The organism is Enterobacter sp. E14S (assembly GCF_055666685.1).
Genome location: NZ_JBVODQ010000003.1, coordinates 231,689 through 253,395, shown reverse-complemented (window position 1 = coordinate 253,395; position 21,707 = coordinate 231,689). Strand labels below are relative to the sequence as shown.

Below are 21,707 nucleotides of genomic sequence, written 5' to 3'. Positions count from 1 at the left end.
AGATTAATCGCGTTTTTCCAGCAGGGTGCGATACAGCACGCCACCCAGAATACCGCCGATAATTGGCATCACCCAGAACAGCCACAGCTGCTCAAGCGCCCAGCCGCCCTGGAAGATGGCGACGGCGGTGCTGCGTGCCGGGTTAACGGAGGTGTTGGTGACCGGAATAGAAATCAGGTGGATAAGCGTCAGCGCCAGACCAATGGCAATCGGGGCAAAACCGGCTGGCGCGTGTTTGTCCGTTGCGCCGTGGATCACCAGCAGGAAGCCGGCGGTCAGCACGATTTCAATCACGATGGCAGACAGCATGGAGTAGCCGCCCGGAGAGTGTTCGCCGAAGCCGTTAGAGGCAAAGCCGCTGGCCGCCGCGTCGAAGCCGGCTTTACCGCTGGCAATCACGTACAGAACGCCCGCCGCAATAATACCGCCAACCACCTGCGCCACAATGTAGCCAATTACGTCTTTCGCCGGGAAACGGCCGCCCGCCCATAAACCTAACGTCACTGCCGGGTTAAAATGACCGCCGGAAATATGCCCCACGGCAAACGCCATGGTTAATACGGTTAAACCAAACGCCAGCGCGACGCCGACAAAACCAATGCCTAATTCCGGGAATGCTGCTGCCAGAACGGCGCTACCGCAGCCACCAAATACCAGCCAGAATGTACCAAAGCATTCTGCTGCCAATTTTCTAAACATAACCACCTCAAATAATTATCCGCACGCATTCCCGCGCGCGGGATATATCGCCATAAAGGGATGACGACTCAAAGAGCCCGTATTTTAAAAACCAACAACACCCCTTCGCCACTTAAATAAATTCGATTAATTTGATTTAAGGCAATGTGATGTCAATCCTTGTTCAAACTGGAGGTAAATAGAGCATAGTCCAATTTGCGGGCGGTAGTATCTTGCGAGATGTGGGTTATTTCAAATGAAACCTGATGGATAAATTCTGAATTTTTCGTGCTTCCGCCAGGTTATGGAGGCGGATTGCAGTGTCAAGCCCGTCTGCATCCCGCTATACTGCTGATAACTTGAAGGAAAAAGTGATCATATCGCGGGGGATTTATGCTTCTCGAACGTGTGGAAATTGTCGGGTTTCGCGGTATTAACCGCCTGTCGCTGCAGCTGGAGCAGAACAACGTCCTGATCGGCGAGAACGCGTGGGGTAAGTCCAGCCTGCTGGATGCATTGACGCTACTGCTTTCGCCCGAGGACGATCTGTATCACTTCGTCCGCGACGATTTCTGGTTCCCGCCCGGCGACGTGACGGGGCGCGAGAAGCACCTGCATATCATCCTGACGTTTCGCGAATCCGAACCCGGACGTCACCGCGTGCGTCGCTTCCGCCCGCTGTCACCCTGCTGGGTGCCGTGCGATGACGGTTTCCACCGGATTTTCTATCGGCTGGAAGGCGAGATGGCGGAGAACGAGGGGGTACTCACCCTGCGTGATTTTCTCGATGAGAAAGCCAACCCGATCCCGCTGGACAATATCGACGATCTGGCCCGCCACCTGATCCGCCTGACGCCGGTGTTACGCCTGCGCGATGCGCGCTTTATGCGGCGTATTCGTAACGGAACCGTACCCAATATGCCGGAAGTGGAAGTCACCGCCCGCGAGCTGGATTTTCTGGCCAGAGAGCTGGTGTCGCGTCCGCAGAATCTGACCGATGGCCAAATTCGTCAGGGGTTGTCCGCAATGGTGCAACTCCTTGAGCACTATTTTTCCGAGCAGGGCACGTCGGAATCGCGCCACCGTCTGATGCGCCGCCGCTCTCATGATGAGCAGCGAAGCTGGCGTTACCTCGACATCATTAACCGGATGATCGACCGGCCCGGCGGTCGCACCCATCGGGTGATTCTGCTGGGGCTGTTTTCAACCCTTCTGCAGGCCAAAGGCACCGTTCGTCTGGACCGGGACGCCCGGCCGCTGCTGCTGGTGGAAGACCCGGAAACGCGCCTGCATCCCATCATGCTCTCCGTGGCATGGCATCTGCTGAACCTGCTGCCGCTCCAGCGCATCACGACCACTAATTCCGGGGAATTATTATCGCTGACGCCGGTAGAACACGTCTGTCGCCTGGTGCGTGAATCCTCCCGCGTCTCCGCTTTCCGGCTTGGGCCGGGCGGTTTGAACGCGGAAGACGGGCGGCGCATCGCATTTCATATTCGCTTTAACCGGGCGTCGTCGCTCTTTGCCCGCTGCTGGCTGCTGGTGGAGGGGGAGACGGAAACCTGGGTCATCAACGAGCTGGCGCGCCAGTGCGGCCACCATTTTGATGCGGAAGGCATTAAGGTGATCGAATTCGCCCAGTCGGGATTAAAGCCGCTGATAAAATTTGCCCGCCGGATGGGGATCGAGTGGCACGTGCTGGTCGACGGTGATGAGGCGGGTAAAAAATATGCCTCGACCGTGCGGAGCCTGCTGAATAACGAGCGCGAGGAAGAGCGCGACCATTTAACCATGCTGCCCGCGATGGACATGGAACACTTTATGTATCGCCAGGGGTTCGACGACGTCTTCCACCGAATTGCCATGGTGCCGGTCGATGTCCCAATGAACATGCGGCGGGTGATCGCCAAAGCCATTCACCGTTCGTCAAAACCGGATTTAGCCATTGAAGTGGCGACGGAAGCGGGGAGGCGGGGCGTGGAGGCGGTACCGACCCTGCTGCGGAAGATGTTCTCCCGCGTGCTGTGGCTGGCACGCGGGAAAGCGGATTAGCGCTGGGTCGCCTGTTTCACCTGCTGAATCAGGCTATCCAGCAGCGCGTAGCGGCGGCGATATTCGGAGCGTTTTTTGCTGGCGATCTCTTCCATCGGTTTACGCGGCATGACGAGCGGCAGCATAAAGTTACCGTTGTCCTGCTTTTCACCGCCGATGGAGAGCCAGAAACTGTCGTAATCGGCCAGCAGTTTGCCCTCTTTTTTCTTGCGGTAGCGCCAGCTGCGATAAATATGGGTATCGTTACTGACGGCGACAATCTGCTCTACCGGGAACGCGGCGCCGAGCGTCATTGCGGCCTCGACCAGCAGACGTTTCGGGAACAGACCGTGGCAGGCTTTCGTCGCACCCTGGATCAGCTCATGGGGAACATGCGCTTTTGCGCCCTGCAAACCGCCAATGAACAGCGTTGATTTTCCCTCAAACTGGCATAGCGTAAAGGTCATCTCCGCCAGCGCCGTATTTTGACTGTCACAGAAAACGAGGGTAGCTTCTCCCTCTTTATCCATAAACGCGTCGGCACACAGGCGGACGGTAAATTGCTGTTCATCTTTTCCGGTTAAGGTCAGCAGAGTCACGCCCTGCTTTGAAAGGTAACCCTTTGTCAGCGTTGCCGGCAGCTGGCGACACATCATCTGATAGTGCCAGGACAGCGATTCCAGCGCACGCTGTCGATCCATATTGACCGTCAGCCACGGACGATGAAGGCGACACGGCAGCCCCGGCTGAACCTGGAGCATTTGCATCAGGTGCGGATGTTTCGCAAGATCAGACAGCAGGCGAGCGGTGCTGAGCGGTGTCGCCAGTGAACGCAGCATGAACTTACGTCGGTAGGCGGTTTTTTCCCATGCCAGCCCGGGTGCGATCTCACCAAAAGCCAGGTTTTTGAAGAGCTGCCAGCCGGATTTTGGCTGCGGCAGGTTTGAAAGTGATGTATCGACGATAGAAGACATGGTAGATCCTGATCCTTTTGGAATATCGCTATTTCAACAGGGGAAATGTCAACGTCTCATAAACAAATTAGGGCGATTTCGGAGAACAGGGGTTTCGTTGAGGAGTCGTTTAGATAGAATCAACATTTATAATTGCCAGAACATTTATTTGGAATATTTATGAACCTCAAGGGAAAACGCAGAACGCTGTTTCTGCTGCTGGCGGTCGCGGTTTTAGCCGGTGGGTACTGGCTATGGCAGGTGCTGAATGCACCGGTGCCGCAGTATCAGACGCTGATTGTTCGCCCGGGCGAACTGCAGCAAAACGTCCTCGCGACGGGCAAGCTTGACGCGCTGCGCAAGGTTGACGTCGGCGCTCAGGTCAGCGGCCAGCTGAAAACGCTGTCGGTTGAGATTGGCGACAAGGTGAAAAAAGGCCAGCTGCTCGGCGTTATCGATCCTGAGCAGGCTGAGAACCAGATCCGCGAGGTGGAAGCCACGCTGATGGAGCTGCGCGCGCAGCGTGCGCAGGCGCTGGCAGAACGTAACCTGGCTCAGGTAACGCTGACCCGTCAGCAGGCGCTGGCCAAAACCCAGGCTATTTCAAAACAGGATTTAGATACTGCCACCACAGAACTGGCGGTCAAACAGGCGCAAATTGGCACGATTGACGCGCAGATCAAACGCAATCAGGCCTCGCTGGATACGGCAAAAACCAACCTCGACTACACCAAAATCGTCGCACCGATGGCGGGCGAAGTGACCCAGATCACCACGCTGCAGGGCCAGACGGTGATTGCTGCGCAGCAGGCGCCGAACATTCTGACGCTGGCGGACATGAGCACTATGCTGGTCAAAGCCCAGGTCTCAGAGGCGGATGTGATCCATCTTAAGCCGGGGCAGAACGCCTGGTTTACGGTGCTTGGCGACCCGCAGACGCGCTACGAAGGCGTGCTGAAAGACATTCTGCCGACGCCGGAAAAAGTTAACGACGCTATCTTCTACTATGCCCGCTTTGAGGTGCCAAACCCGCAGGGCGTGCTGCGTCTGGACATGACCGCACAGGTGCATATCCAGCTGACCGGCGTGAAGAACGTGCTGACCATTCCGCTCTCTGCGCTCGGCGAGTCCGCCGGGGATAGCCGTTATAAAGTGAAAGTGCTGCGCAACGGCGAAACGCGCGAGCGCGAGGTCGTGATCGGCGCGCGCAACGACACCGACGTGGTGGTGGTGAAAGGGCTGGAAGAGGGCGAGGAGGTTGTTGTCAGCGAAAGCCTGCCCGGAGCCGCTAAATGACGGCGCTGCTTGAGCTGAATAACATTCGTCGCAGCTATCCGTCAGGCGACGGTCCGGTGGAGGTACTGAAGGGCATCTCCCTGCGCGTGGAGGCGGGCGAAATGGTGGCGATTGTCGGGGCATCGGGTTCCGGTAAATCGACGCTGATGAACATTCTCGGCTGTCTGGATAAACCGACCAGCGGGACCTATCGCGTGGCCGGGACGGATGTCTCCACGCTGGACGGCGACGCGCTGGCGAAGCTGCGCCGGGAACACTTCGGCTTTATCTTCCAGCGTTACCACCTGCTTTCTCACCTGAATGCGGCGCAGAACGTGGAAGTGCCTGCGGTGTATGCGGGCGTCGAGCGTAAAAAGCGCCTTGAGCGTGCGCAGATGCTGCTGACGCGTCTGGGGCTGGCGGAGCGGGTGGAGTACCAGCCGTCGCAGCTGTCCGGCGGCCAGCAGCAGCGCGTGAGTATTGCCCGTGCGCTGATGAACGGCGGGCAGGTGATCCTTGCGGATGAACCGACCGGCGCGCTCGACAGCCATTCCGGCGAAGAGGTGATGGCGATCCTTCACCAGCTTCGCGATCAGGGTCACACGGTCATCATTGTTACCCACGATCCGCAGGTGGCGGCGCAGGCGGAACGCATTATCGAGATCCACGACGGCGAGCTGGTCAGCAACCCGCCGCCGCGTGAGTCCAGGGCTGCGGCGCCGAAAGAAGCGCTGCCGGCATCAACCGGCTGGGGGCAGTTCTCCAGCGGCTTTCGCGAAGCGCTGACCATGGCCTGGCTGGCGATGGCGGCCAATAAAATGCGTACCCTGTTGACGATGCTCGGCATCATTATCGGTATCGCCTCGGTGGTGTCGATCGTGGTGGTGGGCGACGCGGCGAAGCAGCTGGTGCTGGCCGATATTCGCGCCATCGGCACCAACACCATTGATGTCTATCCCGGCAAAGACTTTGGCGACGACGAGCCGCAGTATCAGCAGGCGCTGAAATACGACGATCTGGCGGCGATTCAGAAGCAGCCGTGGGTGAACTCCGCCACGCCTGCGGTTTCGCAGAACCTGCGTCTGCGCGTGGGCAACGTTGACGTGGCCGCCAGCGCTAACGGCGTGAGCGGAGACTATTTCAACGTCTACGGCATGACCTTCAGCGAAGGCGCTACCTTCAACGCCGAGCAGCTGGCGGGCAGGGCGCAGGTGGTGGTGCTGGACGCGAACTCGCGCAGGCAGCTCTTCCCAAACAAAGCCAACGTGGTGGGCGAAGTGATTCTGGTCGGCAACATGCCTGCCACGGTCATCGGCGTGGCGGAAGAGAAGCAGTCGATGTTTGGCAGCAGCAAGATCCTGCGCGTCTGGCTGCCCTACACCACCATCTCAGGGCGGATTATGGGGCAGTCCTGGCTCAACTCCATCACTGTACGCGTGAAGGAGGGCTACGACAGCGCGCTGGCCGAACAGCAGCTTGAACGGCTGTTAACCCTGCGCCACGGGAAGAAAGATTTCTTCACCTGGAATATGGACGGCCTCTTGAAAACGGCGGAAAAGACCACACGTACTCTTCAGCTGTTCCTCACGCTGGTGGCGGTGATTTCGCTGGTCGTCGGCGGCATCGGGGTGATGAATATCATGCTGGTGTCGGTAACCGAACGTACCCGGGAGATCGGCATTCGCATGGCGGTCGGCGCCCGGGCCAGCGATGTGCTGCAGCAGTTTTTGATTGAAGCGGTGCTGGTGTGTCTGGTTGGCGGGGCGATGGGTATTGCGCTCTCGATGATGATCGCGTTTGCGCTTCAGCTCTTTTTACCCGGCTGGGAGATTGGCTTCTCGCCGGTTGCCATTATTACCGCATTTTTGTGTTCGACCTTTACCGGCATTTTGTTTGGCTGGTTGCCCGCCCGCAACGCGGCGCGGCTGGATCCGGTGGACGCGCTGGCTCGGGAATAACCCGAAAATAAAAATGCCAGCCGATCGGGCTGGCATTTTGACTGCGGGATGTACACAATAAAACAGAGAGCTATGCAACCGTCTCTGCTTCAACGGGTACGATTAGGCTTGCATGATTGCCTTTTGGTCCCTGATGTACATCGAACCGGACGGACTGCCCGGCTTTGAGCGTTCTGTAACCATCCATCTGAATGGTGGAATAGTGAGCGAAGATATCCTCGCCGCCGCCTTCGGGGCAGATGAAGCCAAACCCTTTGGCGTTGTTGAACCACTTAACAGTACCCATTTCCATGCTTCGACATCCTTCGTAAATCTTATAAGTTAAGATGGAATGAACCGGTGGTGGAGTGGGGGCTGTTCAAAACCTCGCCATCTCACGCTTGTACAATTTAGAGAAACGAAAGAAGTCGTCAAGCGTTTGGCGCTGGAGATGGGACAATAATCAACCAAAGTTTGAAGCAGTTAACGCTATTGCAACAGTTTGTGACAGACATCGCGGATGACAGTAATAGATGATTGTTATCTAACATCTGAGGTAGATTCAAAGTGGTTATGCATAATGGGTAAGACCAACGATTGGCTGGATTTCGACCAGCTGGCGGAAGACAAAGTGCGCGACGCGCTAAAACCGCCATCTATGTATAAAGTTATGTTAATGAACGATGATTACACGCCGATGGAATTTGTTATTGACGTGCTACAAAAGTTCTTTTCTTATGATGTAGAACGTGCAACGCAACTGATGCTTACCGTTCATTATCGTGGCAAAGCTATCTGCGGCATCTTCACAGCCGAAGTGGCGGAAACCAAAGTGGCGATGGTGAACGACTATGCGAGGGAGAACGAGCATCCGTTGCTGTGTACGCTGGAAAAGGCCTGATAAGGCATAAAATTGGGGGAGGTGCCTATGCTCAATCAAGAACTGGAACTCAGTTTAAACATGGCTTTCGCCAGAGCGCGTGAGCACCGACATGAGTTTATGACCGTCGAGCATTTACTGCTCGCACTGCTTAGCAATCCATCTGCCCGCGAAGCGCTGGAAGCCTGCTCCGTGGATCTGGTGGCGCTACGTCAGGAACTCGAAGCCTTCATCGAACAAACCACACCGGTGCTGCCAGCCAGTGAAGAAGAGCGCGACACGCAGCCGACGCTCAGCTTCCAGCGCGTGCTGCAGCGCGCGGTATTCCACGTCCAGTCTTCCGGGCGTAGCGAAGTGACTGGCGCAAACGTCTTAGTCGCCATCTTCAGCGAGCAGGAGTCGCAGGCTGCCTACCTGCTGCGCAAACACGAAGTCAGCCGCCTCGACGTGGTTAACTTTATTTCTCACGGAACGCGCAAAGACGAGCCTAACCAGGCATCGGATTCCAGCAATCAGGTCAATAACAATGAAGAGCAAGCAGGCGGGGAGGATCGTATGGAAAACTTCACCACCAACCTTAACCAGCTTGCTCGCGTTGGCGGTATCGACCCGCTGATTGGTCGCGATAAAGAGCTGGAGCGCGCGATCCAGGTGCTGTGCCGTCGCCGCAAGAACAACCCGTTGCTGGTGGGTGAGTCAGGCGTGGGTAAAACCGCGATTGCCGAAGGGCTTGCCTGGCGCATTGTCCAGGGCGACGTGCCGGAAGTGATTGCCGACTGCACCATCTACTCGCTGGATATCGGCTCGCTGCTGGCGGGCACCAAATACCGCGGTGATTTTGAAAAACGCTTCAAGGCGCTGTTAAAACAGCTGGAGCAGGACACCAACAGCATCCTGTTTATCGATGAGATCCACACCATCATCGGGGCAGGTGCCGCCTCCGGTGGCCAGGTGGATGCCGCGAACCTGATCAAACCGCTGCTCTCCAGCGGCAAGATCCGCGTGATTGGCTCCACGACCTACCAGGAGTTCAGCAACATCTTTGAGAAAGACCGTGCGCTGGCGCGCCGCTTCCAGAAAATCGACGTGACCGAACCGTCCGTCGAGGAAACGGTGCAGATCATCAACGGCCTGAAGCCGAAGTACGAAGCGCACCACGACGTGCGTTACACCGCGAAAGCGGTCCGTGCGGCGGTGGAGCTGGCGGTGAAATACATCAATGACCGTCATCTGCCGGATAAGGCGATAGACGTGATTGATGAGGCAGGGGCGCGTGCGCGCCTGATGCCGGCCAGCAAGCGTAAGAAAACCGTTAACGTGGCGGATATCGAGTCCGTGGTGGCCCGTATCGCGCGTATCCCTGAGAAGAGCGTTTCTCAGAGCGACCGCGACACGCTGCGCACCCTCGGCAATCGCCTGAAAATGCTGGTCTTTGGTCAGGATAAAGCCATTGAGGCCTTAACCGAAGCGATCAAGATGGCCCGCGCCGGGCTGGGGCATGACCACAAGCCTGTCGGTTCCTTCCTGTTCGCTGGCCCAACCGGCGTGGGGAAAACCGAGGTGACTGTTCAGCTCTCCAAAGCGCTGGGCATTGAGCTGCTGCGCTTTGATATGTCCGAGTATATGGAGCGTCACACCGTCAGCCGTTTGATTGGTGCGCCTCCGGGCTACGTGGGCTTTGATCAGGGCGGCCTGCTCACCGACGCGGTGATCAAGCATCCGCACGCGGTACTGCTGCTCGATGAAATCGAGAAAGCGCACCCGGACGTGTTCAACATCCTGCTGCAGGTGATGGACAACGGGACGCTGACCGACAACAACGGGCGCAAGGCGGACTTCCGCAACGTGGTGCTGGTGATGACCACCAACGCCGGCGTGCGTGAAACCGAGCGGAAATCCATTGGCCTGATCCACCAGGATAACAGCACCGATGCGATGGAGGAGATCAAGAAGATCTTCACGCCGGAGTTCCGTAACCGTCTGGACAACATTATCTGGTTCGATCACCTGTCTACCGAGGTGATCCATCAGGTAGTGGACAAGTTCATCGTCGAGCTGCAGGTTCAGCTGGATCAGAAAGGCGTGTCGCTGGAAGTGAGCCAGGAGGCCCGCAACTGGCTGGCCGAGAAAGGCTACGACCGCGCGATGGGGGCCCGTCCGATGGCGCGCGTGATTCAGGACAACCTGAAGAAACCGCTGGCGAACGAGCTGCTGTTTGGCTCGCTGGTGGACGGCGGCCAGGTGACCGTGGCGCTGGATCAGGCGAAGAACGAACTGACGTACGATTTCCAGAGTGCGGCGAAACACAAGCCGGAAGCGGCTCACTGAGTTGTAAGGTAAAAGCAAAACGGCAACTTCGGTTGCCGTTTTTTTTTGTTTTCTCCCTCTCCCTGTGGGAGAGGGTTGGGGTGAGGGCATCAGGCCGCAGAGGAATTTTGCGAGGCGCTTTCCAGTTTCTTTCGAAGTCAGTTGCTGGATAAATCCACAGTAATAAAATGGCGGCGCACCTGCAAAATCAGGTGCCGGGATTGGCGTCCTGAAAGTGTGTGCACAGACAATCTTACGTGCATAAAGGATCACATATGACTGATACTAATAATTTCGCCCAACTTTATAGCGAACTCTCCCTCAACCCCGATCTCCCAACCCTGGCAGAGCGCTGCAAATTGCTCACCGAAATCCTCCTCGATTGCACATCACTCCCACAAACGCAGCCCGTCTGTCGCTGCCTGGGGGCGTATCTGGAAGAAATGAAATCCGGCCTCAAAGAATCAATGCGTGATTTTCAGGTGGTGGAGTTTGAGGACGACGCGGAACAACCGAGACAAAAAGAGTGGCTGCTGGAAGATACCGAAACAAAGTGTGATTACTGCCGGGCGTTAAACCACATACTGCTGGTATCGCATTTTGACTGCGATATGTTGCCGCACCTGACGGGACTGCTGCATGACATTACGCATTTGATGGCCGCAGATGTCGTTGCACCTCAAAGTGCAAAAACGGTAATTCACATTATTTCCTGACGTCGATCCGAGGCGTCGGGGGAGTTCCTCTGACGCCAAATGGATTAATCTTCGTAAAAATGGGTGTTACAGGAAGACGTTAATAACTTTTGAGGACAATAAAATAGTGCAGTTCGCTTTCAGTTCGCTGCCGTACAGCTCGCGTTATGTAGACCTTAACTGCCTGAATTTTCCTTCATCTGTTGGTTGTAAATACAGCCAAGACCCACTAAATGCTGGCTCACTACCCGCGCCCCAAAGTTATGACACTGTAATGACCATGGATGGGAGTTCAGCCAGACAGCAAATGCAGTGCAGGATGCAAGTGAAATCAACGCGGGTTCCGCTGTACTTTGCTGTCCGGTCAGTAGGCCAATCATCTTGCATATCTCGCCATTATCCCAACGCTGCCACACATTTTTCCACCATCCCATTTTCCAGCTACCAGTAAGGCAAAATGCTTTGTCAGTGAGGTTGGCGTTTTCAATATTTTCAGACACAAACCAAAGATCGGTTTTCCCAAGTCGGACTTCTGTTGACCAGGCAGTTATAGCCCCGCCGCGCAAAACGCACTCATGGGCGAGATAATGATCGGTTACAACCGGGAAGCGTCGTTTTAATCGCTGGAAATGACTGTGTATGGTAATGACAGGACGAACCATGCTTCCCCGGTCGTTTCGCTTAAGCTCGGCACTACCGTACTGAATTTCATCAAATTGACTCCGTTTAAGAAATTGCATTTCTTGCTCCCGAATAAGAGCGGTATCGCTCGACGGTAGTATCGAAGAAGGGAAAGACTTAGAACCCTGATAGAGCAATGAATCACCTGCCTTCCAGTCGCAATAGTTGGTTGTTATTTGAATAATTTTGCCGGAGTCAGCATCGGCACTGATCACAACATACAGTTTCTGCCTGGCAGAATGACCCTGAAACGGTATAACCATTGTGGTCGTTGACACCCTTGTTAGCGCAGGGAGTGAAACATGCAGATCGCGCTCGAACCCGTTAACCGCTTGCGCAAGCACCCTTTGGTTTGTCGTTTCACCAGAGTGCACCCCTTGTTCGAGCAGGGAAAGAAGGGTGATATTTTTATTCAGGCCTACAGCATTGTCATAGTGTGGAGTAAATACATAACGGCAGGTACAACATTGAAAGCGGGGTGTTCTGGCTTTTGTGTATCCATAGCGAATGATGTGAGCTGTAAAACAGCGGGGACAACCTTGTCCTGTATGTCCTAATTTTCGTTGCATGAATTGACTGAACCACTCGTCACATTCTTTTGTATTAAACAGTGGAGGAAGACTGCCACATTTTTGACATTCAAGAGCAGCGTAGCCCAGACGATAAACAGGAAAAACATAATCACTCGCATCTGGTATTCCGAGATTTGGACATGACCAGCTTTTACAAACATTGAGATCTATTTTTGGAGCGGATTCCATGTGCTTCACCAACTGATTCTGTTAGTCGTAAATTTTCGCGTCTCCCTTTTCCATATATCGTGAGAAGGTTCACAAAATCTGTTTTTTGCTAATCGATAATGAAATTCTTTCTTTAATTCGAGAGTTAAAAAATGAAAAAAACAGTAATCGCGGTTTTATTACTATCGGGATATGCTTCGCTAAGTCCAGCGCAGGACGTTACCGTTATTTATACCAATGACCTGCATGCACATGTTGAGCCCTATAAACTCCCTTATGTTGCAGAAGGTAAAAGAGCTGTCGGTGGCTTCGCAAATATTGCGACTTACGTCAAGCAAGAAAAGCAAAAGAATAAGGCTACTTTTTATTTCGATGCTGGAGATTACTTTACCGGTCCGTACATTAGCAGCCTGACAAAAGGGCGGGCAATCATAGATATTATGAATACAATGTCATTTGATGCTGCGTCTGTGGGCAATCATGAGTTCGATCATGGTTGGGATAATACGCTGGTACAGCTCAGTCAGGCTAAATTTCCGATACTGTTAGGGAACGTTTTTTATAAAAATAGTAATGTTCTTTTCTGGAATAAGCCGTATACCATCATCGAAAAGGATGGCGTTAAAATTGGGGTCATTGGGTTGCATGGCGTATTCGCTTTCGATGATACCGTTTCATCGTCAATGCGTCAGGGTATTGAAGCGCGTGACGAGGTTAAATATCTCCAGCGTTATCTGGATGAACTACGTGGAAAAGTAGATATAACCGTTGCACTCATGCATGAGGGTTTCCCTGCACGCCAGTCCAGTATCGGCAATACTGATGTCAAACGCGCCCTTGATAAGGATATCCAGACGGCGAAGCAGGTGAAAGGACTGGATATTCTGATTACCGGACATGCGCATGTTGGGACGCCGGAGCCGCTTAAAGTAGGTAACACGCTGGTGCTTTCGACTGACAGTGGTGGGATTGATATTGGTAAGCTGGTCCTGGATGTGGATCTAAAAAAACATCACAACAAAATAAAAAGCTTCGAACTTAAGACCCTTTATGCTGATGAATGGAAACCCGATCCGGCAACTCAGAGTGTTATTGATAGCTGGAATAAAAAGCTCTCCGAAACGGTTCGCCAAAAAGTTGGAGAGACGCCTGTTACGCTTACGCGCGCCTACGGGGAATCATCTTCGCTGGGCAATTTATTTACCGATGCAATGCTTGCCGCTGCGCCTGATGCGCAACTGGCGCTCACTAATTCAGGTGGTCTGCGGGCTGATTTGAATGCCGGTCCGATAACCCTCGGCGATGTTATTAGCGCGTTCCCGTTTCCAAATGAGCTAACCGTAATGGATTTGAAAGGGAAATCCTTACGAAATCTTATGGAGCATAGTGCGTCACTCACTAACGGTGTTTTGCAGATGTCGAAAGGACTGGAGATGCGCTACGACCAACATAAACCTGTTGGGCAACGCGTTGTGCTACTTACGCTTAATGGCAAGCCAATTGTAGACTCTGATACCTATCGCGTAGCGACAAATAGTTTCCTTGCCCCTGGTGGCGATGGCTTTACTGCATTTATTGATGGCCAGAACAAACAGGTAAAAGGTGGATATAACCTTTCCGATGCGGTTATTGATTACCTGGTGAAAGGAAATAAGATCATTCCCCAACAGGTGAATGAGATGCGAGTAAAAGACGTTACACAGTAATAATTAACAACAGGTGAATAATATGGCAATTACCTATCTTGGAATGGAACTCGCCCCTGCGAACAACCAACTTGCGGTCTATCTGAAATTTATAATTGATGAAACGGTCACATATTCCTATACGGTACTGGGAAGATCGACTAGCACGACAAGTTTAGACTTTACGTATTCTTCAAATGACATTGTCTCTTTACCTGAGATAAAAATTCCGGTTATTGGACTATATGCAAACGACCTTAACCAGGTGCAGGTTGTCTTTAAAAACCTTAGCGGAGTGGAAATTTTTAATCAAACCATCCAGGTAAGCACACAGGAACAACTCTACCGCGATGGGACAATTTTCCATATCGATATTGAGCAAACGGATCCCGCTAACTTCACGACCGTATGGGGAAACAGTTGGTTAATGACTACCAATTGTGATGGCTACGACCGGAACGGCGATCTTCGCTGCTATTATGCTCAGCCCTACCGTAATCAGATGCTAAAAACGCATAATGGTTATTTCTATATCGGCAGTGATGAAGATGAACACTGGTATGGGCGACGCTTTTTCAAAATCGATATTTTAGGCAACGAGATTCTGGAGTTTGATTTACGTGACCGCGATGGTAACCGCTACGCTAACACCCACGATCTTATCTGGGATTCAGCCGATAATCTTTTCATGATTGGTAATGATAACCCGGACCGTTCGACTAACACGATGAGACAGGACGCATCAATTTTAAAATTTGATGAAAAGACAGGCGTGATGTTGTGGGCAAAAAATTATACTCGTGCATTTGATAATACTCAGATCCTGAATAATAGCCCCACAAACGATGCTCATCTTAACTCGCTTTCCTGGATCCCCGCAGGCGAGGCAAATGCTGAAGCGATTGTTGTTCATACTCGCTCTGCAGGCCTGACGTTTGGTATTTCTCCTGCCGACGGCAAGATATTATGGAGTATTAATACCGGGGGGTTTAACAGTAATTTCGCAGCAGGACAGGGCGTTACGCAGATAGATACTTCCGGTATTGAGAGTTTTGAAAATGGCGCTCATACCGTGTTCGTCACTAAAAATAGCGCTTTTGCTGGGTTAAGCAATGAGGCTGAAGGAAAATTTGTTCTTTCGCTCTTTGATAATCGCTCCTGCGTTGATAATGAAGGCAATGCGGTTACTCGAGATATTACACGTGATTCAACGGCTGATTCTTACAAAACCGATCCAGCGAGAGTCATGTTCTATGCTGTTGATCTCGTTGCCAATACAGCAACCCAGGCAGGTAGCATTATCCAGTTACCCTCCGATCGTGTTCCTCAGGTCACTGATTTTATGGGGGCAGCAATAGATTATGGTGACTACTATGGCATCTACACCAACCACGCACGCTCTTTCTTTATCAGCGATGCAACAGGCCATATTATTGCCACAATCTACGATCTGATTTGCTCGATGGATGGCTATCCAGAGTTCCCTGGTGAATGCTACCGGGCAAGGTTGTTTGCAAAAGACGAGCTTGATGCTTTGATAAATATAGGTTATCAGGTGGCAAACGGCTGATAGCATAGCAAGACACAGCCATAAAAAAGGCATTGCTGTCGAACAGACAGCCCTGACGCTGTATCGAACGGCCAAATAATTGTTCAAATAATCGCCTGCAGCACAAAAAAGTAAGGCCGGGAAAATCCCGGCCTTATTTAATATTCATCTGCCATTACAGGCGAAAACAATTAGCGACTACGGAAGACAATGCGGCCTTTGCTCAGGTCGTACGGGGTCAGTTCAACAGTCACTTTGTCGCCCGTTAAAATGCGGATGTAGTTTTTGCGCATTTTACCGGAGATGTGCGCAGTTACCACGTGACCGTTTTCCAGCTCTACGCGAAACATGGTATTAGGCAACGTATCAAGTACGGTACCCTGCATTTCAATATTGTCTTCTTTGGCCATCTAATCCTCTGGGGTATCACTACCAAGTTTTGAACCGGCAAGATAATGCCGAAATTCATCAATTAAGTAAAGAATTGCGCGATTAAAACGCAGCAAAACAGTTTCGGCGCATTGCCCAAGCGTCACGGTACAACCGAACAGGAAGCGCATTCGTAAAGGGGAGACAACAGGATAAACGTCAGGACGTTATCTGAAGCGAGGGTCCCAAACGGCGGCGGGGCAACAGGCAGAAGCTACTCTGCGGCATAATTATAACACCCTCACAAAAAATATGCGGAAAACATTTAGGCATTGGGCATAAAGAGCGTTCTCGGTATCCAGAAGTCGCGCGGAAGCTTCTCCTGACGGCTGGTATCGAGATGTTCGATGTACTGGCGTCGCGGGATTTCAACAGCACCCAGGGAGGCCGTATGCTCGTTGAGCACCTGACAATCAATCAGGCTTCCGCCGCGCTGGGCAAACGCCTCGCAGAAGACCAGCAGCGCGGTTTTCGAGGCGTTAACTGCACGAGAGAACATCGACTCGCCGCAAAACAGCGTCCCTTGCGCCACGCCGTACATGCCGCCGACGAGTGCTCCGTCTTCCCACACCTCGATGGAGTGGGCATAGCCAAGCTCGTGGAGCTGGTGGTAGGCGGTAATGATATCGCGGGTTATCCATGTCCCTTCATAGCGGTCTTCGGCACAGCCTTCAATGATCTGACCAAAGGCGTGGTTGAGGGTGACGCGGTACGGTGATTTCGCATGGAAACGCTTCATGCTGCGGCTGGCGTGAAACTGCGCTGGCCACAGCACGGCACGCGGATCGGGGGACCACCATAAAATCGGATCGCCGGGGGAAAACCAGGGGAAGATACCGCGCTGGTACGCCATTAATAGCCGAGCGGGACTGAGGTCACCACCGAGGGCCAGCAGCCCGTTGGGCTCACGCAGCGCCCCTTCCGGAGAAGGGAACGCAATGTTATGACGAGAAAGCTGGACCAGGCGCATGACAGCAAAACTCCAGTACGCGAGTGAGGACGCTACAAATATAGTCTACAGACGCTGTTTAAACTGGTAGTAGCGACCCTGTTTCGCCAACAGCTCTGCGTGACTACCTTGCTCAATAATGTGTCCGTTGTCCATCACAATTATCCGATCAAAACTCGCCAGTCCGCGCAGGCGGTGTGTGACCATCAGCACGGTTTTGCCGGTCATGACATTCGCCAGTAAATCAAGGATTTGGCTTTCGGTTGTGGCGTCCAGCCCTTCGGTGGGTTCGTCGAGCAGCATCAGCGGCGCATCGTGCAGCAGCGCGCGCGCAATGGCCAGACGGCGCAGCTCACCGCCGGAGAGCTGACGGCCGCCTTCGCCCAGCCAGCTGTTCAGCCCGTCGTCCTCAAGCAGTTTTTGCAGTCCGACCTGCTCCAGCACGGCGCGAAGCGCATCATCAGAGGCTTCTGGCGCGGCCAGCAGCAGGTTATCGCGCAGGGTGGCGCTAAACAGATGCACGCGCTGCGGAACGACGCTCACCGTCTTGCGCAGGGCCTGCTCGCTGAAATCGGTCAGCAACATGTTATTAAAACGAATCTGGCCGCGCTGCGGATCCCAGGCGCGGGTCAGCAACTGCAGCAGCGTCGATTTACCGCAGCCGGTACGGCCGAGGATCGCCATCCGCTGACCTGCATTAACAGAAAGGTTAATACCGTCCAGCGCGTTCTGCGCCTGTTTGTCATAGGCGAAGGTGACATCTTCAAGCGTCAGCGCAACCTGCTCTGGTACCGCGGTCTGCCCGGCACTGAACATGACTTCAGGCTCCTGTTCGGCAATCTGCGTGATGCGCAGGGCAGAGGCGATCACCTGGCCCAGATGCTGGAAGGCGCCCGTCACCGGGGCCAGCGCCTCAAACGCCGCCAGCGCGCAGAAGACGAAAAGGGCAATAAGAGGACCCGGCTGTGAATTCCCCCCGACATCGCCGGAAGCCAGCCACAGCATGGCAATCACCGCCACGCCGCCGATTAACATCATCAGCGCCTGAGAAAAGGCCGTCAGCTCCGACTGGCGGCGCTGGGCCTCATGCCAGTTAAGCTCCGTACTTTCCATGCGGGCGCGATAGCGCTTGCTGGCGCCAAAAATCGTCAGCTCTGCCTGCCCCTGAAGCCAGGAGGTGAGCTGCTGGCGGTAGTCTCCGCGCAGGCGCGTCAGGTTTTCCCCGGTGGATTTCCCGGCGCGGTAAAACAGCGGCGGCAGAATGATGAGCGTCAGCAGCATGATCCCGCCCAGCGTCAGCGCAACGGAAACGTCCAGAACAGACAGCCCCAGCGTGACCACCACAATCACCACAAACGCGCCCACGATCGGGGAAATCACGCGCAGGTAAAGGTGATCCAGCGTGTCGACATCCGCAACGACACGGTTAAGTAATTCACCCTGACGAAAACGCGCCAGCCCGGCAGGGGAGAGGGGCAGCAGTTTGCTGAAGGTGTAGATGCGCAGGTGCTGCAGCACGCGGAAAGTGGCGTCGTGGCTGACAAGACGTTCGAAATAGCGTCCGGCAGTACGGGTGATGGCGGTACCGCGAACACCGGCAGCCGGGAGCATATAGTTGAAGCTGTATAAACCGGCAAAGCCCGCGACGGCCGAGGCCGACAGGAACCAGCCGGAAAGCGTGAGCAGGCCAATGCTGGCGAGCAGCGTGACAATCGCCAGCACAATCCCCAGCGTCAGCATCCATTTGTGGCGTTTATAGAGCGCAAGATAAGGCAGCAGAGTACGCATCAGATGTCCTCCTGACGGTTCGCCAGCAGGGCGGCAAACGGTCCCTGCGCGGCAACGAGAGAGGCGTAATCACCTTGCTCAACAATACGGCCGTTCTCCATGACCCAGATCTGTCCCAGTCGGCAATCCCCTCCAGCTGATGGGTAACCATCAGGGTGGTTTGCTGCCGGGAGGCGGCGTTCAGGGCCTCCATTACGCGCTGTTCGCTGTGGGCGTCCAGGCTGGCGGCGGGCTCATCCAGCAGCATCAGCTGGCATGGATTAAGCAGCGCGCGGGAAACGGCTACGCGCTGCGCCTGTCCGACCGACAGCCCGGCGGACTGATCGCCGACTACTGTATCTACCCCCTGCGGAAGCAGCGGCAGAAACTCGCTGACCCAGGCGCGGTCGAGCACCGATTGCAGTTCATCTTCACGCGCGTCCGGGCGCGCCAGCAGGACGTTTTCACGCAGCGTAGAGGCTGGAAGCTGCGGGTTTTGTCCTACCCAGCTGAGCTGTTTACGCCAGGCGTCTGGATCGAGGTTGCGCAGTTCAGTTTTGTTGATCCGCAGTGAACCCGTGTAGGCCATAAAGCCGGATAGCGCATTCAGCAGCGAGCTTTTACCGGAACCGCTGGTGCCGACGAGCACCACCCGTTGTCCGGCAGGTAAGGTAAAGTTCAGCGGACCCGCGAGCACTTTGCCTTCCGGTGACAGAATGGAAAAGTCCTGCGCTTCGATGGTCACGAGATCTTTAGCATTCAGCGTCACGTCACCCCGCTCCGGGTGTGCCAGCGGCGTTTCCAGGAATGTTTTCAGGCTATCGGCTGCGCCAATCGCCTGCGCTTTGGCGTGATAGAAGGTCCCCAGATCGCGGAGCGGCTGGAAAAATTCCGGGGCCAGGATCAGCGCCAGGAACCCGGCAGAAAGGGTTACCGCCGTGCCGTAATGGCCGAAATCCAGCGCGCCGAGATAGGAGAAGCCGAAGTAGACCGCCACGAGGGCAATCGACAGCGAGGTAAAGAATTCCAGTACACCGGAGGACAAGAAGGCAAGGCGTAACACTTCCATGGTGCGCTGACGGAAGTCTTGCGATGCCCGGCGAATGTTTTCGGTTTCTGCTTCACCGCGGCCAAAAATGCGTAACGTCTCCATGCCTCGAAGACGATCGAGGAAATGACCGCTCAGGCGACCCAGTGCCAGGAAGTTACGGCGGTTGGCATCGGCTGCCCCCATGCCGACCAGCGCCATAAACAGCGGGATCAGCGGGGCGGTGCCCATCAGAATCAGCGCAGCCATCCAGTTCACCGGGAAGATGGCGATCACGATCAGCAGCGGAACGAAGACGGCAAGGGCCATTTGCGGCAGATAGCGCGCATAGTAGTCGTGCATATCGTCAATCTGCTCAAGGATCAGCGTCGCCCAGCTACCGGCCGGTTTACCCTGGATCCACGCGGGCCCGGCTTCCTGAAGACGATCGAGCACCTGACGACGGATCTCGTAGCGGATATGCTGTCCGGCGTGAAAACCGACGCGCTCACGCAGCCACACCACCCAGGCGCGCAGGATAAAAATCAGGATCAGGACAATAAAAGGCAGCAACAGCGCTTCGCGCGGGATGTTCTCCATGATCATGTGATTAAGAATGCGGGCCAGCAGCCATGCCTGGGCAACAATCAACAGACCGCTAACGAACCCCAGGAGACGGGAAATCGTAAGCCAGCGGCGGGAAATAACGCTTTGCTGTTTCAGCCAGCGTGTTAACTCTTGTTGACGGGTTTTTTCCATTGCGTACTTTGCAGGTGACGTTATTAGAAATTGGGCAGCGCAATGTTACAACGGGGAGACAATAAAGGCGACTTATCGCCGCCTTTATTTACGTTTGTTACTGACTTGTAAAGATTATTTACCTTGTTCAGCCAGTCCATCGAGGTAGCGTTCAGCGTCCAGCGCGGCCATACAGCCGGTGCCAGCGGAGGTAATCGCCTGACGATAAATATGGTCCATTACGTCGCCAGCCGCGAACACGCCCGGGATGCTGGTCTGGGTCGCGTTACCGTGAATGCCGGACTGCACTTTGATGTAGCCGTTTTCCAGCTCCAGCTGTCCGTCGAAGATAGCGGTATTCGGGCTGTGACCGATCGCCACGAACAGACCAGCCACTTCAAGCGTTTCGACATTATCGGTGTTCTGGATATCACGGATACGCAGACCGGCAACGCCCATCTGGTCGCCCGTCACCTCTTCCAGGGTACGGTTGGTGTGCAGCACGATGTTGCCGCTTGCCACTTTATCCATCAGGCGTTTGATCAGGATCTTCTCCGCGCGGAAGGTTTCGCGACGGTGGATCAGGTGCACTTCAGAGGCAATGTTCGCCAGGTAGAGCGCCTCTTCCACTGCGGTGTTGCCGCCGCCGATGACCGCGACTTTCTGATTGCGGTAGAAGAAACCGTCACAGGTTGCGCAGGCAGAGACGCCGCGGCCTTTGAACGCTTCTTCGGATGGCAGACCGAGGTAACGGGCAGAGGCGCCGGTGGCGATGATCAGTGCGTCACAGGTGTATTCGCCGCTGTCGCCCGTCAGGCGGAACGGACGGTTCTGCAGATCGACCTTATTGATGTGGTCGAACAGAATTTCAGTTTCGAATTTAGCGGCATGCTCGTGCATACGTTCCATCAGCAGCGGCCCGGTCAGGTCGTTCGGGTCCCCTGGCCAGTTTTCCACTTCGGTGGTGGTGGTCAGCTGACCGCCTTTTTCCATGCCGGTGATAAGTACCGGGTGCAGGTTAGCGCGTGCAGCATAGACCGCTGCGGTATATCCCGCAGGTCCAGAACCAAGGATTAGCAGCTTACTGTGTTTGGCCGTGCCCATGAGATCCCCATTGTTGTTGGCAGACATTTGGCTGGATTGTAGGGAATTTGTTGTCGTAAAAAAAGAGCGCAGCAATTTTGATATCAATCTGTGTAATAGCCACGGACGATGAGTGGCGCGCTATAACATCACGCTTTCGCCTGAAAACCGGTCGTTTGTAAGGCAATAAAATGAGGATTAATACCCTGCCGTAATGAATATCCGGCATGTTGTACTAAAAAACGATGTTTTGCTTTGACAATCCCCTGCGCTTTTGCGAAAACATTCAAGGAAGAAAAAAAA

Annotated in this window: 16 protein-coding genes and 1 pseudogene; 8 read left to right on the top strand and 9 right to left on the bottom strand. The window is 54.3% G+C overall.

Going from position 1 to position 21,707, the window contains the following annotated elements:
- Window positions 1-3 precede the first annotated feature (3 nt).
- A complete protein-coding gene (gene aqpZ, locus ACZ6J2_RS09345) occupies window positions 4-699 on the bottom strand; it encodes an aquaporin Z (RefSeq protein ID WP_014883193.1) in 696 nt (231 codons plus the stop codon).
- 372 nt (window positions 700-1,071) lie between these two features.
- On the opposite strand from aqpZ, the gene ACZ6J2_RS09340 reads away from it, so the two are divergent.
- Entirely contained in the window at window positions 1,072-2,730 is a 1,659-nt protein-coding gene (locus ACZ6J2_RS09340; RefSeq protein WP_029739481.1) for an ATP-dependent endonuclease, read from the top strand.
- Here ACZ6J2_RS09340 and ACZ6J2_RS09335 read toward each other — a convergent pair.
- Complete coding sequence (locus ACZ6J2_RS09335; protein ID WP_471725526.1) at window positions 2,727-3,683, bottom strand: VirK/YbjX family protein; 957 nt, start codon at window positions 3,681-3,683, stop codon at window positions 2,727-2,729. The two genes, ACZ6J2_RS09340 and ACZ6J2_RS09335, sit on opposite strands and share 4 nt — an antisense overlap.
- Window positions 3,684-3,842: 159 nt before the next feature.
- Between ACZ6J2_RS09335 and macA the strand changes: the two genes are divergently transcribed.
- Both macA and macB read left to right on the top strand, forming a co-directional pair.
- On the top strand, window positions 3,843-4,958 hold the full coding sequence (gene macA, locus ACZ6J2_RS09330) for a macrolide transporter subunit MacA (protein WP_096150398.1): 1,116 nt from the start codon (window positions 3,843-3,845) through the stop codon (window positions 4,956-4,958).
- On the top strand, window positions 4,955-6,895 hold the full coding sequence (macB, locus tag ACZ6J2_RS09325) for a macrolide ABC transporter ATP-binding protein/permease MacB (protein WP_032658224.1): 1,941 nt from the start codon (window positions 4,955-4,957) through the stop codon (window positions 6,893-6,895). The genes macA and macB overlap by 4 nt, the downstream gene beginning before the upstream one ends.
- A 70-nt stretch (window positions 6,896-6,965) precedes the next feature.
- Here the strand turns inward: macB and cspD are convergent, their stop codons facing one another.
- Window positions 6,966-7,187, bottom strand: coding sequence for a cold shock-like protein CspD (cspD, locus tag ACZ6J2_RS09320; protein WP_006809408.1), 222 nt, complete (start codon window positions 7,185-7,187; stop codon window positions 6,966-6,968).
- A 267-nt stretch (window positions 7,188-7,454) separates the two neighbouring features.
- On the opposite strand from cspD, the gene clpS reads away from it, so the two are divergent.
- From clpS to ACZ6J2_RS09305, 3 genes are all read left to right on the top strand, one after another.
- A complete protein-coding gene (gene clpS, locus ACZ6J2_RS09315; protein WP_006174393.1) occupies window positions 7,455-7,775 on the top strand; it encodes an ATP-dependent Clp protease adapter ClpS in 321 nt (106 codons plus the stop codon).
- A 27-nt stretch (window positions 7,776-7,802) separates the two neighbouring features.
- Window positions 7,803-10,082 (top strand): ATP-dependent Clp protease ATP-binding subunit ClpA, encoded by a 2,280-nt coding sequence (gene clpA, locus ACZ6J2_RS09310; protein ID WP_008499992.1) that lies wholly within the window; start codon window positions 7,803-7,805, stop codon window positions 10,080-10,082.
- Window positions 10,083-10,336: 254 nt separating this feature from the next.
- Window positions 10,337-10,777 carry a hypothetical protein gene (locus ACZ6J2_RS09305; protein WP_471725524.1) on the top strand — a complete coding sequence of 147 codons (441 nt, stop codon included), beginning with the start codon at window positions 10,337-10,339 and terminating at the stop codon, window positions 10,775-10,777.
- 155 nt (window positions 10,778-10,932) lie between these two features.
- On the opposite strand, the gene ACZ6J2_RS09300 is transcribed toward ACZ6J2_RS09305, so the two are convergent.
- On the bottom strand, window positions 10,933-12,207 hold the full coding sequence (locus ACZ6J2_RS09300) for a transposase (RefSeq protein WP_471725523.1): 1,275 nt from the start codon (window positions 12,205-12,207) through the stop codon (window positions 10,933-10,935).
- 122 nt (window positions 12,208-12,329) lie between these two features.
- Between ACZ6J2_RS09300 and ACZ6J2_RS09295 the strand changes: the two genes are divergently transcribed.
- Together ACZ6J2_RS09295 and ACZ6J2_RS09290 are read left to right on the top strand one after the other, a co-directional pair.
- Window positions 12,330-13,883, top strand: a complete 1,554-nt coding sequence (locus tag ACZ6J2_RS09295; RefSeq protein ID WP_471725521.1) for a bifunctional metallophosphatase/5'-nucleotidase — start codon at window positions 12,330-12,332, stop codon at window positions 13,881-13,883.
- Between the two features lie 22 nt (window positions 13,884-13,905).
- Window positions 13,906-15,432: an aryl-sulfate sulfotransferase gene (locus ACZ6J2_RS09290; RefSeq protein WP_471725518.1), complete on the top strand. Its 1,527-nt coding sequence runs from the start codon at window positions 13,906-13,908 to the stop codon at window positions 15,430-15,432.
- 170 nt (window positions 15,433-15,602) lie between these two features.
- Here the strand turns inward: ACZ6J2_RS09290 and infA are convergent, their stop codons facing one another.
- The 5 genes and pseudogenes from infA to trxB form a co-directional block, all read right to left on the bottom strand.
- On the bottom strand, window positions 15,603-15,821 hold the full coding sequence (gene infA, locus ACZ6J2_RS09285) for a translation initiation factor IF-1 (protein ID WP_002211347.1): 219 nt from the start codon (window positions 15,819-15,821) through the stop codon (window positions 15,603-15,605).
- 284 nt (window positions 15,822-16,105) lie between these two features.
- Entirely contained in the window at window positions 16,106-16,810 is a 705-nt protein-coding gene (gene aat, locus ACZ6J2_RS09280) for a leucyl/phenylalanyl-tRNA--protein transferase (protein ID WP_471725517.1), read from the bottom strand.
- Between the two features lie 45 nt (window positions 16,811-16,855).
- Entirely contained in the window at window positions 16,856-18,577 is a 1,722-nt protein-coding gene (gene cydC / locus ACZ6J2_RS09275; protein WP_471725515.1) for a heme ABC transporter ATP-binding protein/permease CydC, read from the bottom strand.
- Window positions 18,577-20,342, bottom strand: a pseudogene (gene cydD, locus ACZ6J2_RS09270) (heme ABC transporter permease/ATP-binding protein CydD). Before cydD ends, cydC begins: the two are co-directional and overlap by 1 nt.
- Window positions 20,343-20,456: 114 nt before the next feature.
- Entirely contained in the window at window positions 20,457-21,425 is a 969-nt protein-coding gene (gene trxB / locus ACZ6J2_RS09265) for a thioredoxin-disulfide reductase (protein ID WP_471725514.1), read from the bottom strand.
- Window positions 21,426-21,707 lie beyond the last annotated feature (282 nt).